At 70.0% G+C, this 14575-nt stretch carries 15 protein-coding genes; 10 read left to right on the top strand and 5 right to left on the bottom strand.

What is annotated here, in order from left to right; translation table 11 throughout:
- The first annotated feature begins 1 nt into the window (after window position 1).
- Genes ACWF7A_RS02455 through ACWF7A_RS02435 form a run of 5 tightly spaced genes read left to right on the top strand, consistent with a single transcriptional unit; the run spans window position 2 to window position 4474 of the window.
- Window positions 2-964 carry an acyl-CoA dehydrogenase family protein gene (locus tag ACWF7A_RS02455; RefSeq protein ID WP_452248606.1) on the top strand — a complete coding sequence of 321 codons (963 nt, stop codon included), beginning with the start codon at window positions 2-4 and terminating at the stop codon, window positions 962-964.
- Entirely contained in the window at window positions 954-2081 is a 1128-nt protein-coding gene (locus ACWF7A_RS02450) for an acyl-CoA dehydrogenase family protein (protein WP_452248605.1), read from the top strand. The genes ACWF7A_RS02455 and ACWF7A_RS02450 overlap by 11 nt, the downstream gene beginning before the upstream one ends.
- A complete protein-coding gene (locus ACWF7A_RS02445) occupies window positions 2078-2965 on the top strand; it encodes a Zn-ribbon domain-containing OB-fold protein (protein ID WP_452248604.1) in 888 nt (295 codons plus the stop codon). The genes ACWF7A_RS02450 and ACWF7A_RS02445 overlap by 4 nt, the downstream gene beginning before the upstream one ends.
- On the top strand, window positions 2952-3335 hold the full coding sequence (locus ACWF7A_RS02440) for a MaoC family dehydratase (protein WP_452248603.1): 384 nt from the start codon (window positions 2952-2954) through the stop codon (window positions 3333-3335). Before ACWF7A_RS02445 ends, ACWF7A_RS02440 begins: the two co-directional genes overlap by 14 nt.
- Entirely contained in the window at window positions 3332-4474 is a 1143-nt protein-coding gene (locus ACWF7A_RS02435; RefSeq protein ID WP_452248602.1) for a lipid-transfer protein, read from the top strand. Before ACWF7A_RS02440 ends, ACWF7A_RS02435 begins: the two co-directional genes overlap by 4 nt.
- Here ACWF7A_RS02435 and ACWF7A_RS02430 read toward each other — a convergent pair.
- The 5 genes from ACWF7A_RS02430 to ACWF7A_RS02410 are packed head-to-tail and all read right to left on the bottom strand — an operon-like array spanning window position 4454 to window position 9184.
- Window positions 4454-5287, bottom strand: coding sequence for a MaoC/PaaZ C-terminal domain-containing protein (locus ACWF7A_RS02430; protein ID WP_452248601.1), 834 nt, complete (start codon window positions 5285-5287; stop codon window positions 4454-4456). The two genes, ACWF7A_RS02435 and ACWF7A_RS02430, sit on opposite strands and share 21 nt — an antisense overlap.
- 10 nt (window positions 5288-5297) lie before the next feature.
- Window positions 5298-6260, bottom strand: a complete 963-nt coding sequence (locus tag ACWF7A_RS02425; protein ID WP_452248600.1) for a 2Fe-2S iron-sulfur cluster-binding protein — start codon at window positions 6258-6260, stop codon at window positions 5298-5300.
- Window positions 6253-6492 (bottom strand): hypothetical protein, encoded by a 240-nt coding sequence (locus ACWF7A_RS02420; protein ID WP_452248599.1) that lies wholly within the window; start codon window positions 6490-6492, stop codon window positions 6253-6255. The genes ACWF7A_RS02425 and ACWF7A_RS02420 overlap by 8 nt, the downstream gene beginning before the upstream one ends.
- On the bottom strand, window positions 6489-7616 hold the full coding sequence (locus ACWF7A_RS02415) for a Rieske 2Fe-2S domain-containing protein (RefSeq protein ID WP_452248598.1): 1128 nt from the start codon (window positions 7614-7616) through the stop codon (window positions 6489-6491). The genes ACWF7A_RS02420 and ACWF7A_RS02415 overlap by 4 nt, the downstream gene beginning before the upstream one ends.
- Entirely contained in the window at window positions 7613-9184 is a 1572-nt protein-coding gene (locus tag ACWF7A_RS02410; RefSeq protein ID WP_452248597.1) for an FAD-dependent oxidoreductase, read from the bottom strand. Before ACWF7A_RS02410 ends, ACWF7A_RS02415 begins: the two co-directional genes overlap by 4 nt.
- 132 nt (window positions 9185-9316) lie before the next feature.
- Here ACWF7A_RS02410 and ACWF7A_RS02405 point away from each other — a divergent pair, with 132 nt between their 5' ends.
- From ACWF7A_RS02405 to hsaA, 5 genes are read left to right on the top strand one after another with little or no spacing between them, the layout of a single operon-like run.
- Entirely contained in the window at window positions 9317-10774 is a 1458-nt protein-coding gene (locus ACWF7A_RS02405) for an FAD-binding protein (protein WP_452248596.1), read from the top strand.
- Window positions 10768-11538: a 2-keto-4-pentenoate hydratase gene (locus ACWF7A_RS02400; protein WP_452248595.1), complete on the top strand. Its 771-nt coding sequence runs from the start codon at window positions 10768-10770 to the stop codon at window positions 11536-11538. Before ACWF7A_RS02405 ends, ACWF7A_RS02400 begins: the two co-directional genes overlap by 7 nt.
- Window positions 11539-11547: 9 nt before the next feature.
- Window positions 11548-12426 carry an acetaldehyde dehydrogenase (acetylating) gene (locus ACWF7A_RS02395; RefSeq protein ID WP_452248594.1) on the top strand — a complete coding sequence of 293 codons (879 nt, stop codon included), beginning with the start codon at window positions 11548-11550 and terminating at the stop codon, window positions 12424-12426.
- On the top strand, window positions 12392-13402 hold the full coding sequence (gene dmpG, locus ACWF7A_RS02390) for a 4-hydroxy-2-oxovalerate aldolase (protein WP_452248593.1): 1011 nt from the start codon (window positions 12392-12394) through the stop codon (window positions 13400-13402). Before ACWF7A_RS02395 ends, dmpG begins: the two co-directional genes overlap by 35 nt.
- Window positions 13399-14565, top strand: a complete 1167-nt coding sequence (gene hsaA / locus ACWF7A_RS02385) for a 3-hydroxy-9,10-secoandrosta-1,3,5(10)-triene-9,17-dione monooxygenase oxygenase subunit (RefSeq protein ID WP_452248592.1) — start codon at window positions 13399-13401, stop codon at window positions 14563-14565. The genes dmpG and hsaA overlap by 4 nt, the downstream gene beginning before the upstream one ends.
- The last annotated feature ends 10 nt before the right edge of the window (window positions 14566-14575 follow it).

Genomic DNA, 14575 nt, shown 5'->3' with positions numbered 1-14575 from the left:
GATGGATTTCCAGCTCGACGAGACCCAGCGCGAGATCGCCACCCTGGCGGCCGACGTGCTGGGCAGGGAGAGCGACACCCCCTGGAAGGCGTTGGGGGAGGCGGGGTTGCTGGCCCTGGCCGTTCCGGAACGGCTCGGAGGCGACGGGCTCGGCGTGCTGGAGACCGCGGTGCTGCTCACCGAGGTAGGCCGGCGGGCAGTGGACGTCCCGGCGCTGGCCACGCTCGCACTGGGCGTGCTGCCGATCGTTCGCTACGGCACGGACGAGCAGCAGGACGCGCTACTGCCGTTGGTGACCGAGCAGCACGGGGTGTTCACGGCGGCGCTGAGCGAACCATCAAGACCCCTGCCCGCCAAGCCGGTCACCACGGCCGGACCCGACGGCATCTTCGGGGTGAAGATCAACGTGCCGAACGCCGCCGAGGCGCAACGAATCCTCGTCAGCACGAGCGCGGGCGTCTTCGTCGTCGATCCTTCGCAACCCGGTGTGTCCACAACGGACGGAACCGTGACCCTGGAGGGCGCGCGAGGCGAACTGCTGGAGGGCGCCGAGGAGGGCATCCGCCGGTTCGCCCTGGCCGGGGCCTGCGCGGTCGCGGACGGCGTCCTCGCCGGAGCCCTCGACCTCACCGTGAAGCACGTCGGCACCCGACACCAGTTCGGCAAGCCGCTGGCCACGTTCCAAGCGGCGGCATGCCTGGTCGCGGACGTCTACATCGCCTCCCGCACCCTGCACCTGGCCGCGCTCACCGCGGCCTGGAGCCTCGACGACGCCGACCTCGCCACCGCGGCCTACTGGCTCGCGGCGGAGGCCCTGCCTGCCGTGCACACCTGCCACCACCTGCACGGCGGCCTCGGGCTCGACATCACGTACCCCATGCACCGCTACTACGGCATGGCCAAGGAGCTGACGCGGTTCGTCGGCGGAGTGGAGCACCGCTTGGGGGCCATCGATGTTCATTGACCTCACCGCGGAGCAGCTCGAGCTGCGCGACGAGCTCCGCGAGTACTTCGCGACCGTCATGTCCGACGCCGAACGCGAGGCGATGCTCACCGAACGGCACGGCGCCACCTACCGCGAGCTGGTCAGACGGCTCGGCCGTGACGGACGGCTCGGCGTCGGCTGGCCGAAGGAGTACGGCGGGCTCGGGTTCGGGCCGGTCGAGCAGCAGATCTTCGTCAACGAGGCCGCCCGCGCGGACGTCCCGCTGCCGTACGTGACGCTGCAGACCGTCGGCCCGACCCTGCAGACGTACGGGACGCAGGAGCAGAAGGACTTCTTCCTGCCGAAGATCCTCAGCGGCGACCTGCACTTCGCCATCGGCTACACCGAACCCGACGCCGGCACGGACCTGGCCGCGTTGCGCACCAAGGCCGTTCGCGAGGGCGACCACTACGTCGTCAACGGCCAGAAGACGTTCACCACGGGCGGCCACGACGCGGACTACGTGTGGCTCGCCTGCCGCACGGGAGCGCCGGACTCGCGGCACAAGGGAATCACGATCCTGATCGTCGACACCACCGATCCCGGCTACTCGTGGACGCCGATCATCACGTGCGACGGCGCCCACCACGTGAACGCCACGTACTACAACGACGTCCGCGTGCCCGAGGCCCGCCGGGTGGGCGAGGAGAACAAGGGCTGGCGGCTCATCACCACCCAGCTCAACCACGAACGCGTGATGCTCGGCCCGTCCGGCCGGCTCGGCGCCCTGGTCGAACGAGTCCACGGCTGGGCGGCGGAACGGCAGCTCCTCGACGAACCGGACGTGCGCCGGGCGCTGGCTGAGGCACGGGCCGTCCACCGCGTGAACGAGCTGCTGAACTGGCAGGTCGCGAGTGGTGAGGTCGAGGTCGCGGACGCCAGTGCCACCAAGGTGTTCGCCGCCGACCGCACCCAGCACGTCGGCCGGTTGCTGGAGGAGCTGGTGGGACGGCACGGCGCGCCCCAGGAGCTGGTGAAGTGGCTGGACGTGCAGGCGCGTCGCAACCTCGTGCTGACGTTCGGCGGGGGAGTGCAGGAGATCCAGCGCGAGCTGATCGCGAACATCGGGCTCGGCCTGCCGAGGGTGGTGCGATGACCGACATCGAGAAGGAGGCCGCCCGCATCGCCGAGCAGGGCGAGTGCGCACCGCGGCTGGCACGGGACCCGGTCAACCTGCCGATGATCAACAACTGGCTGGAGGCCATCGGCGACGAGCACCCCGGCTACACCGAGGTCGCGCCTCCCGCGATGGTCCAGGTGTGGACGATGGCGGGGCTGCGCGGCCAGCGCACCCTCGACGACCCGCTCGGCCAGATGATGACGGTCCTCGACGAGGCCGGGTACACGTCGGTGGTCGCGACCAACAGCGACCAGACCTACCACCGGTACCTGAAGCTCGGCGAACAGCTCTCGGTGACGACGAGCCTGGAGGACGTCACCGGGCCGAAGAGGACGGGGCTCGGCGAGGGGTGGTTCGTCACGACCCGCAGCACGTGGTGGGTCGGGGACGAGGCCGTCGCCGAGATGCGGTTCCGGGTGCTGAAGTACAAGCCCGCCCAGAAACCCGAACCGCGGGAGGAAGCGCCGAAAGCACAGGCGATCCGGCCGTCCGTCAACCGCGACACCGAGTACTTCTGGGAGGGCACCCGGCAGGGTGAGCTGCGGATCCAGCGCTGCGGCGGCTGCGGTCTGCTCCGGCACCCGCCGGGCCCGATGTGCCCGGAATGCGGTGCCACCACACCGAAGTACCTCGTCTCCGAGGGGTACGGCGTGATCTACAGCTACGTCGTGCACCACCACCCGCAGGTGCCGGGCAAGCAGACCCCGTTCGTCATCGCCCTGGTCGAGCTGGACGAGGGCGTGCGGATGCTGGGCGAGCTCGACGGCGAGCCCTCGGTGGGGCAACGGGTCGAGGTCGTGTTCACCAAGGTCGACGACGAGCTGACGATGCCGAGCTGGAGGCCCCGTGCGGATCGGTGATTCCCTGCCGGAGTGGCACGTGGAGGCCACCCCGACGTTCGTGATCAGCACCGCGCTGGCCACCCGGGACTTCCAGGACGTCCACCACGACCGCGATCTGGCGGTCCAGCGCGGCTCGAAGGACATCTTCGTCAACATCCTCACCACGACCGGCCTGGTGCAGCGCTACGTCACCGACTGGGCGGGCCCGGAGGCGTTGGTGCGGCAGGTGAACATCAAGCTCGGCGCACCCTGCTTCGCCTACGACACGCTGAAGTTCTTCGGCCAGGTCGTCGAACGCGAGGAGCAGGACCTGACGGTCGAGGTCGTCGGACGGACCGCGCACGGGGACCACGTCACCGGCACCGTGAAGATCGAGGTGCCCGCGTGAGCGCCGCGATCGCCGGGATCGGCGCGACCGACTTCTCCAAGGACTCGGGCCGCAGCGAGCTCCAGCTCGCCGCCGAGGCCGTCCGGGCCGCGTTGCAGGACGCCGGCCTCGGACCGTCCGATGTGGACGGCCTCGTCAGCTTCACCATGGACACCAACGCCGAGATCGCGGTCGCCCGTGAGCTGGGCATCCCGGAGCTGACGTTCTTCAGCCGCGTCCACTACGGCGGCGGGGCGGCGTGCGCGACCGTGCAGCAGGCCGCGATGGCCGTCGAGACCGGCGCGGCGAAGGTCGTCGTCTGCTACCGGGCCTTCAACGAACGGTCCGGGCACCGGTTCGGGCAGGTCCAGACGGCTGCCGCGGCCAACATCGACAACAGCTGGTCCTACCCGATGGGCCTCGGCACGCCGGCCGCGATGGTCGCCATGTTCGCCCGCCGGTACATGCACGAGTACGGCGCCACGAGCGAGGACTTCGGCCGGATCGCGGTGATCGACCGCAAGCACGCCGCCACGAACCCGCACGCGTGGTTCCACGACCGGCCGATCACCCTGGACGACCACCAGTCGTCGCGCTGGATCGCCGAACCGCTCCGGCTCCTCGACTGCTGCCAGGAGAGCGACGGCGGTGTCGCGCTCGTGGTCACGTCCGCCGAACGCGCGCGTGACCTGCCGAACAAGCCCGCGCACGTCAAGGCGGCGACCCAGGGCAGCGGCGCCGACCAGTTCACGATGACGAGCTACTACCGCGACGACCTGACCCGCCTCCCCGAGATGGGCGTGGTGGCGCGAGGTCTGTGGGAGAGGTCGGGCATCGGTCCGTCCGATGTGGACGTGGCCGTGCTCTACGACCACTTCACCCCGTTCGTCCTGGTGCAGCTCGAGGAGCTGGGCTTCTGCGGCAGGGGCGAGGCCAAGGACTTCGTCGCGTCCGGCGCGCTCGAACTCGACGGGACGCTCCCGCTCAACCCGCACGGCGGCCAGCTCGGCGAGGCCTACCTGCACGGCATGAACGGCATCGCCGAGGGAGTGCGCCAGGTCCGCGGCACCGCGGTGAACCAGGTCGGCGGCGTCGAGCACGTCCTGGTCACCGCCGGTACCGGCGTGCCGACCAGCGGGCTAGTCCTCGGCCAGGCCTAGGACGGCGTCAGCGAGAACGGGACGGTCCCCGGCGACCGTGGTCAGCACGAGCCGGGGCCCGTCCCGCCACACGCGCGTCGTCAGCGTCTCACCGGGGAACACCACGCCCGCGAACTTCGCCCCGAACGACGCCACCTGCTCCGGCCCGTCGAGCACGGCGTCGATCACCGCCCGGCACACCACCCCGTACGTGCAGAGCCCGTGCAGGATCGGAGCGTCGAACCCGGCACGCTGAGCGAACTCGGGATCGGCGTGCAACGGGTTGCGGTCACCGCAGAGCCGATAGAGATGGGCCTGCTGCGGCAGCGTCGGCGTCTCGATCACGAAGTCCGGCTCCCGTGGCGGCACCTCGACTCTGCCCGAAGGCCCGCGATCACCACCGAACCCGCCCTCGCCACGGGCGAAGATGCTCGACCGGGTCGTGTACAGCGCGGTCCCGTCCGGGGTCACGGCCGTCGACTCCTGCACGATCACCGCGGCCTTGCCCTTGTCCCACACGTCCGCGATCCGCGTCCGCAACACGGCTTCACCCGCGGTCGGCAGAGGCGCGTGCACGGCGATCTCCTGCGTGCCGTGCAGCACCCGCGCCAGGTCGATGTCGACACCGGGGAACGACACGACAGGAGCGGCGGTCTCGTGGAACCGGGGCGCGACGACACCGAACGTCGGCAGCACCCGCAGGCCCTGCTCGTAGACGTACCGGAGCTCGGTCGCCCCCAGCGCCAGGTGGTAGAGCAGCACGTCGGACTCGGTCCAGGAGAACTCGATCTCGGGAAGCTCCGCCCCGACGGCGACGGAAGGATCGATCGGCATCAGGCGCCCCTCACTCGTAGCTGATCTTCACGGTGTCGGTGACCGGAACCGACTGGCACGCCAGCACGATGCCCTCGGCGATGTCCTCGGAGTCGAGCACGTCGTTGTTGAGCATCTTGACCTCGCCCTCGACCAACCGGCACGCGCACGCGCTGCAGGCACCCTCGCGGCACGAGTAGGGCGCGTCGAGTCCTTTCTCCAGCAACAGGTCGAGCAGCTTCGTGCGCGCGGGCCACGGGAACCGGTGCTGTTCCCCGTCCAGCGAGACCTCGACCACCGCGTCCGGCCGGTCGTCGACGACAGGTACCTCAGCGGTGAACGGATCACTCGACAGCGACACGAACTTCTCGACGTGCACGACCGGAACGTCGTGCAAAGCCTTGCGGGCCGCCTCCATGAACGGTGCCGGCCCGCACACGAACGCCTCGTCGCACTCCCGCACGAACGCCCGCAGGCCGTGCGGCAGGCCCTGCACCGACTCCAGCCAGTGCACGACCGTCAGCCGGTCCGGACACGAACGAGCCAGCTGGTCCAGCTCGCGCGCGAAGATCACGGAGGACTCGTCCCGGTTGGCGTAGAAGAGGAACACCTGCCCGGACCCGCCAGACAGCACGGCCCTGATGATCGACATGACCGGCGTGATCCCGCTACCCGCGGCGAAGGCGAGCAGTGATCCGTCCAGCGACGACGGGGTGAAGACCCCGGCCGGTGCCAGCACGTCCAGGTCCATGCCGGCCCGCAGCTCGGAACACATCCACAGCGACCCGTACCCGTCGGGCGTGCGCTTGACGGTGATCTTCAACGGCTCGCCCGGCGCGCTGGACAGCGAGTAGCAGCGGGCCACCTCGCCCGCCCGCACGGTCAGGAACTGGCCCGGCCGTGGCGAGAAGTCCGCCCCCGACAGCACGAACGAGCGCGCGTCGGCGGTCTCCTCGATCACGGCGTCGACCCGCAGCCGGTGCACCTCAGCCATCGGCGACCTCCAGCACTCCCTCGCGCACGGCCTTCTCGATGCTGTCGCGCAACCGCAGGCACGTCGGCACCAGCGCGGCCCGAGCCCCGCACAGCTCAGGGCAGTCGCGGGTGTCCGAGAGCCACTGCACCGAGGTGTGCTGCGGGCTGTTCTTCTTCACCAGCACCCGGTTCCCGCAGTCGCAGCCCACGGGAACCATGCCGCCCACGAGGAACTCGTCGCGCTCGCTCACGTCGCCGACTCCTGACGGGCGAGATTCTCGGCGACCTCCTTCTCCCAGACCTCGATCGCCCGGCTCGTGTCGACCTCGAACTCGAAGCGCCGCACCATGTCGTCGGACACGTCCTCGACGTCCACGTAGAACTGCTCGTACCAGCGCCGCAGCTGGTAGACCGGCCCGTCCTCCTCGCACAGCAACGGGTTGTCGACGCGCGACTTGTTCTGCCAGATCTCCACGTCCTGCAGGAACCCGACGCCGATGCCGCGCGCGAACTTCGCCGCGATCTTGTCGGCGTGGACGTCGTCGACACCGGGCAGCTTCTTCACGATCGCGCCCCACTGGAGCTTGAACGACGTCGGCGAGATCGGGTAGTGGCAGTTGATCAGCACGGTCTCGATCTCGAGGCCCTTGTAGTCGTTCCACAGGTAGTCGATCATGTACGACGGCCCGTAGTACGCGGCCTCGGAACGAACCTCGACGTCACCGGTGTAGTTCGAGCCCATCGCCACGTCCGGGCGGCCGCGCGTCGTCAGGTACTGCGAGGCGACGTGGCCCTCCATCACGTTCTTGAAGTACGTCGGGAACGCGAAGTGGATGTAGAAGAAGTGGGCCATGTCGACGACGTTGTCGATGATCTCGCGGCAGTTCGCGTTGTCGATCACCACCGAGTCCCAGGTCCAGTTGCTCCACTCGTCGCTGAACGCCGACTCGATGCGCGGGATGGTGACGTGCTCGGGCGGCGGGTTGCCCTGGGGGTCGTTCCACACGAAGAGCTGCTTGTTCTCCTCCATCGTGATCCACGACCGGGTGCGCGCCCGCAGCGGGACCCGCTTGGCATAGGGGATGTCGACGCACTTGCCGTTGCCCGCCCAGCGCCAGTCGTGGAACGGGCAGGCGATGGTGTCGCCCTTGATCGTGCCCTGGGTGAGGTCGCCGCCCATGTGCCGGCAGTACCCGTCCAGGACGTTGATCTTGCCGTCCTCCGAGGCGAACACCACGAGCTTCGTGCCGAACGCCTCGATGGCGTGGGGCTTGCCGTCGTGGAAGCTGCTCGCGAGCCCGAGGCAGTGCCAGCCGCGCGCGAACCTCGCTGGAGGCGCGCCGGCGTCGATCGTCCGCACGCTGTCCTGCGTCATCGCTTTCCTCCAGAGATGTCGAGGCCGGCGAGGTATCCGAACGTCATCGCCGGTCCGAGGGTGGCGCCCGCGCCCGCGTAGGTGTGGCCCATGACGGACGCACTGGTGTTGCCCGCCGCGTAGAGGCCCTCGATCACCGAACCGTCCTCGCGCAGCACACGCGCGGCGGTGTCGGTGCGCAGGCCGCCCTTGGTGCCGAGATCGCCGGGCACGATCCTGACCGCGTAGAACGGGCCGGTGGTCAGTGGCGCGAGGTTGGGGTTGGGCTTGGTGCGCGGATCGCCGTAGTAGCGGTCGTAGGCGCTGTCGCCGCGCTGGAAGTCGGTGTCCCTGCCGTCGATCGCGAGCGTGTTGAACCGCCGGACGGTGTCGACCAGCTCCGGCAGGTCGGCCTCCTGGGCGAGCTCCTCCAGGCTGGGTGCGGTGAGGATCGAGTCCTTCCAGCGCCGGGGGAGCGGGCGGCGCGGCGGGATGCCGCAGAACGGGTAGCGGCCGCGATAGGAGTGGTCGAAGACGAGCCAGGTGTCGCCGGTCATCGCGTTGACCACGTCGATGTAGGGCGCGGCCTCGTTCACGAACCGGCGCCCGGTCTTGTCGACCAGCACGCAGCCGGGCAGTGACCGTTCGGCGAGCAGGAAGAACGGTCCGCGCGGCAGCGGGACCGAGGGGCCCCACCAGGCGTCGTCCATCAGCCCGACCGCGGCGCCGGCCCGTTGGCCGGCCTCGATGCCGTCACCGGTGTTGGCCTTCGCGCCGACTGTCCACTCCGTACCGATGTTCTGGTGTTGCTTGCGCATCTGCTCGTTGTTCTCGAACCCGCCGGACGCCAGCACGACGTGCTTCGCCAGGATGAGCTTCTCTCCGACGAGCACCCCGGCGACGCGGCCGTTCTCGTGGTGCAGGTCGGTCATCGCGGTGTTGAGCCTGATCTCGACGTTCAGCGCTTTGAGGCCTGCTCGGAGCCCGGCGGTCAGGGCCTGGCCCATGGTCAGGCGGCGGCCCGGCAGGAACCGGCGGGCGAAGACCTTGGCGGCGGTGACGATGCCGCGCGGGTGGCGTCCGATCAGCGTCAGCCACCTGTAGTCGGTCTGGGTGATCACGATGCCCGCGGGCGTCGGCACGTACGGCGGTTCGAGGTCCACGACCTCCTCGCCGAGCAGCTTCGTGTTGAACGGCAACGGCTCGACCGAGCGGCCGCGCGGCTGCCCGCCGGGCGCCTCCGGGTAGTAGTCGGAGTAGTCGCGGACCCAGCGGAACCTCAGCGGCGTGTGCGCGACCACGAACGCCAGCATCGCCGGTCCTGCGTCGAGGAACGCCTCCCGCAGCTCGGCCGGGACCTCCGGCGCGATGTGCGCGAGGTACTCGCTGGCGCGGTCCGGCGAGTCGGCCACGCCGCTGGCCGCGACGACGGCGTTGTTCGGCACCCAGATGCCGCCGCCCGACCGCGCGGTGGAGCCGCCGTAGTGCGCGGCCTTCTCGATGATCAGGGTCCGCAGGCCGTTTTGAGCGGTGCAGAGCGCGGCTGTCATACCCGCCGCACCGCTGCCGACGACGATCACGTCGTACATCGCACCTCCCCGGAGCTAAGACTAGAACAGGTTATAGTTCTGAGGCGGTTTGGCGCTATGGTGTAGGAGTTCCAGGCAAGTCGACTCACCAAGAACCTGTTTCTGGCCAAGAACGTGTTCCAGGAGGGTTGCGTGGAAGTCACCGCTGACGTGGTCGTCATCGGCTTCGGCGCGGCCGGCGCGTGCGCCGCCGTCGAGGCCGCGACGGCCGGTGCGTCCGTGGTGGTGCTGGACCGGTTCACCGGCGGTGGCGCGACCGCGTTGTCCGGCGGCGTCGTCTACGCGGGCGGCGGGACGAGGCAGCAGGCCGAGGCCGGTGTGTCCGACTCCGTCGACGCGATGTACTCCTACCTGCGGCACGAGGTGCGCGACGCGGTGTCGCCCGCGACCCTGCGGCGGTTCTGCGAGGACAGCGCCGGGATGCTGGCGTGGCTGGAGGACCAGGGCGTCCCGTTCGACGCCCGCGTGTCGCCGTTCAAGACCTCGTACCCGACCGACGACTACTACCTGTACCTGTCCGGCAGCGAGGACGCCTGGCCCGACCCGGCCCCGCGCGGGCACCGGACCAGGGCGAAAGGCACGTCGGGCAAGGCTTTCTTCACTCGTCTGGCCGAGGCCGCCCGGCGCGCGGGCGTGCGGGTCATGCCGCAGACCCGCGCGGTGGAGCTGGTGAGGGAGAACGGCAGGGTCACCGGCGTGCGGTGCCAGACGCTCACCGGGCTCCCGAGGGTGCTGCACGCGGCGTTGACCAAGGCGGGCGCCAAACCGTGGCTCTACTACCCGCCGCTGGGGAAGAGGCTGTTCGGGATGGCGGCGCGGCTCGAACGGTTCGGCCGGCCGCTGGTGGTCACCGCCGGGCAGGGCGTGATCATCGCGGCCGGCGGCTTCATCGCCGACCGGGCGCTGGTCCACGAGCACGCGCCGGCCCACCGCGGCGGCCTCGCGCTGGGCACCCCCGGCGACGACGGCGGCGGGATCAGGCTCGGCGTCGCCGCGGGCGGCAAGACCGCGCGGATGGACAGGATCTCGGTGTGGCGGTTCGTCACGCCGCCCAGCGCGTTGCAACGCGGGGTGCTGGTCGACTCGGCCGGGCAGCGGTTCGGCGACGCGACGCTGTACGGCGCGGCCAACGGCAGCGAGATCGTCCAGCGCGGCGGCAAGGCCTGGCTGCTGATCGACGACGAGATCCTCCGGCTCGCGCGTGCCCAGGTGAAGACGCAGACCGCGCCGTTCCAGCGCTGGCAGGTCCGCTACCTGCTCGGCCGCGGCCTGGTCACGGCCCCGACGATCGAGGAAGTGGCTGCCAAGGCGGGAATTCAGGCTCCCGAACCGTTCGGGACGCCGCCCTACTCGTTGATCAACGTGTCGGTGCGCGCGGGGTTCGGCTACCCGTGCCCGATGCTCACGCTCGGCGGACTCGTCGTGGACGAGGACACCGGTCAGGTGCAAGGAGTTCCCGGCCTGTACGCGGCCGGCCGGTCGGCGGTCGGGGTGTGCTCGGAGTCCTACGTCAGCGGCCTCGCGCTCGCCGACTGCGTCTTCTCGGGCCGTCGCGCGGGGCACCACGTCGTGAAGGAGGCCAGGTGCTGACGATCCAGAACAGGGAGGCGGCCGCCGCGCTGCTGCGCACGGCGGAACACGACCGCGTGCCGATCAAACCGCTGGTGGAGCTGTATCCCGAGATCGACGTGGTCGACGCCTACGAGATCCAGCTGCTCAACATCCGTCACCGCAACCGGGACGTCATCGGCCACAAGGTCGGGCTCTCGTCGCTCGCGATGCAGCAGATGATGGGCGTCGACGAACCCGACTACGGCCACCTGCTCGACGACATGCAGCTGGCCGGGACCGCGGACGCGTCGGCCTACCTGTACCCGCGCGTCGAGGTGGAGATCGCGTTCCTGCTGGCCCACGACCTGCCCGGCGAGGGCTGCACGGTCGAGGACGTGCTGGAGGCCACCGAGTTCGTCGCGCCCGCCATCGAGCTGATCGACAGCCGGATCGAGAACTGGCGGATCGGCCTGCAGGACACCATCGCGGACAACGCGTCGTCGGCCGGGTTCATGCTCGGCTCCGAGCGCGTGCGTCCGTCCGAACTGGACATCGGCGCCGTCGCGGCCACGTTGCGGCGCAACGGTGAGCTGGTCGCCGAAGGACGCGGTGACGCCGTGCTGGGTGATCCGGCGATCGCCGTGGCGTGGCTCGCGGCCAAGGTCGCGGGCTTCGGCGTGCGGCTGCTGGCGGGCGACATCGTGCTGCCCGGGTCGTGCACGCGCGCCATCGACGCCAGGCCTGGCGACGAGTTCCACGCCGAGTTCGCCGGACTCGGCTCCGTTGACCTGAAATTCGAATGAGGTGACTGGGTGAAGGCGGCCATTGTCGGCTCCGGCAACATCGGCACCGACCTGCTCTACAAGCTCCTGCGCTCGCAGGCGCTCGAACCGCGCTGGATGGTGGGCATCGACCCGGCCAGCGAGGGGCTGAAGCGCGCGGCCTCGCTGGGCCTGGAGGTCTCGGTCGACGGCGCGGAGTGGTTGCTGCGTCAGGACGAGCTGCCGGACATCGTCTTCGAGGCGACGTCCGCGGCGGTGCACCGGGCCAACGCCCCGCGCTACGCCGAGGCGGGGATCCGGGCGATCGACCTGACACCGGCCGCGGTCGGCCCGTACGTCGTGCCGCCGGTGAACCTCGGTGAGCACGCCGACGCGCCCAACATCAACCTGATCACGTGCGGCGGCCAGGCCACGATCCCCGTGGTGCACGCGGTGTCCCGGATCGTGCCGGTGTCGTACGCGGAGATCGTCGCGAGTGTCGCGTCGGTGTCGGCGGGACCGGGCACGCGCGCCAACATCGACGAGTTCACCCGCACGACCAGCCGTGGCATCGAGGAGATCGGGGGAGCCTCGAAGGGCAAGGCGATCATCGTGCTGAACCCGGCGGACCCGCCGATGATCATGCGCGACACGATCTTCTGCGCGATCCCCGAGGACGTCGACCCCGACCCGATCACCGACTCGATCGCCCGGATGGAGACCGACATCCGTTCGTACGTCCCGGGGTTCCGGCTGCTGCGCGAGCCGCAGTACGACGCCGGCCGGGTGGCGATCTTCGTGGAGGTCGCGGGCGCGGGCGACTTCCTGCCGGAGTACGCGGGGAACCTCGACATCATGACGGCCGCCGCGACCAAGGTGGGGGAGGAGATCGCTCATGCAGCTGCGGCTCACCGACACGTCACTGCGTGACGGCTCGCATCACAAGCGGCACCAGTTCACGACCGAGGACGTCCGCTCGATCGTCGCGGCACTCGATGGCGCCGGGGTGCCGGTGATCGAGGTGACGCACGGCGACGGGCTGGGCGGGTCGTCGTTCAACTACGGCTTCAGCCACACCCCTGAGCAGGAGCTGATCAAGGTCGCGGTGGAGACGGCGACACGGGCGAAGATCGCCGTGCTGATGCTGCCGGGCGTCGGGGTGAAGGACGACATCCTCGTGTCGCAGGACAACGGCGCCTCGATCGTCCGGATCGCCACGCACTGCACCGAGGCCGACGTCTCCGTGCAGCACTTCCAGCTGGCTCGCGAACGCGGGCTGGAGACCGTCGGGTTCCTGATGATGGCCCACTCGCAGCCGCCGGAGGCGTTGGCGAAGCAGGCCCGCATCATGGCGGACGCCGGGTGCCAGTGCGTCTACGTGGTCGACTCGGCCGGAGCCCTTGTCCTGGAACAGGTGTCCGAACGCGTCGAGGCGCTGGTCGCCGAGCTCGGGGACGATGCCCAGGTCGGCTTCCACGGGCACGAGAACCTCGGGCTGAGCGTCGCGAACTCCGTCGCCGCGGCACGGGCCGGGGCGAGGCAGATCGACGGCAGCGTGCGCGGATTCGGTGCGGGCGCGGGGAACACGCCGCTCGAAGCGTTCGTCGGTGTCTGCGACAAGCTCGGCTTCTCCACCGGCGTCGACTTCTTCAAGATCGTGGACGCGGCCGAGGACGTCGTCCGGCCCGTCATGCCCGACGAGTGCCTGCTCGACCGGATGGCGCTGATGATGGGGTACGCGGGCGTCTACTCCAGCTTCCTCAAACACGCGTACACGCAGGCCGAGCGCTACGGCGTGTCCGGCGCGCGGATCCTCGTCCGGGCGGGCGAACGCAAGCTCGTCGGCGGGCAAGAGGACCAGCTGATCGACATCGCACTGGAGCTGAGCAGGGAGGAAGTCCGATGAGCGAGGAGATCCTCGGCAAGGTGCGCGAACTGCTGCCGTCGCTCGCCGAACGCGCGGCCGAGGCGGAGGAGCTGCGCAGGGTGCCGCCGGAGTCGGTGAAGGCGTTGCAGGAGGCCGGGTTCTTCCGGATGTTGCAACCCGCGCGGTACGGCGGCTTCGAGTCGCACCCGCTCGACTTCTACAGCGCGGTGCGGATGATCGGCAGCGCCTGCGGCTCCACGGGCTGGGTCGCGTCCGTGCTGGGCGTGCACCCGTGGCACGTCGGGCTCTTCGACGACCGGGCGCAGCAGGAGGTGTTCGGCGAGGACCAGGACACCCGGATCTCGTCCTCCTACGCGCCGACGGGCCGGGCGACGGCGGTCGAGGGCGGGTTCCGGTTCAGCGGCAAGTGGAGCTTCTCGTCCGGCTGCGACCACGCGACGTGGGTATTGCTCGGTGGCCTCGTGATGAACGACGAGGGCAAGCCGATCGACTTCCGCACGTTCCTGCTGCCGATCGCGGACTACACGATCAACGACGTGTGGGACACGGTCGGCCTGCGCGGCACGGGCAGCAACGACATCGTGGTGAACGACGTGTTCGTGCCGGAGTACCGGGCGCTGAGCATGGCGAACACGGCGCGCTGCAAGTGCCCCGGGCAGGAGGTCAACCCCGGACCGCTGTTCCGCATGCCGTACGGGACGATCCACCCGTACGCGGTGACGGCGCCGATCATCGGCATGGCGACCGGGGCGTACGCGCTGCACGTCGACGCGACCCGGGAACGCGTCCGGGCGGCGTACCTGGGCGAGAAGTCGGTCGACGACCCGTTCGCGCAGGTCAGGATCGCGACCGCGGCGGCGGACGTCGACATCGCGTGGTGGACGCTGGAGAAGGACATCAACGACGAGTGGGCGCACGCCGTCGCCGACACGAAGATCCCGATCGACCTTCGCCTGAGGGCCCGGCGCGACCAGGTGCTCGGCAGCGGGCGGGCGCTCTCCGCGATCGACCTGCTCTTCGAGAGCGCGGGCGGCAAGGCGATCAACGCCGGTTTGCCGTTGCCCCGCTTCTGGCGCGACGCGCACGCCGCACGGGTGCACGCGGGCAACGACCCGGAACGTGTGCTCGTGCTGTACGGCAAGAACGAGCTCGGCATCCAGGTCCGCGACGGGCTGTTCTGAGGGGGCGTTG

It is taken from the genome of Lentzea sp. NPDC055074 (assembly GCF_053608005.1).
The sequence above is the reverse complement of the archived record's forward strand: the minus strand, read 5'-3'. Positions and strand labels throughout refer to the sequence as shown.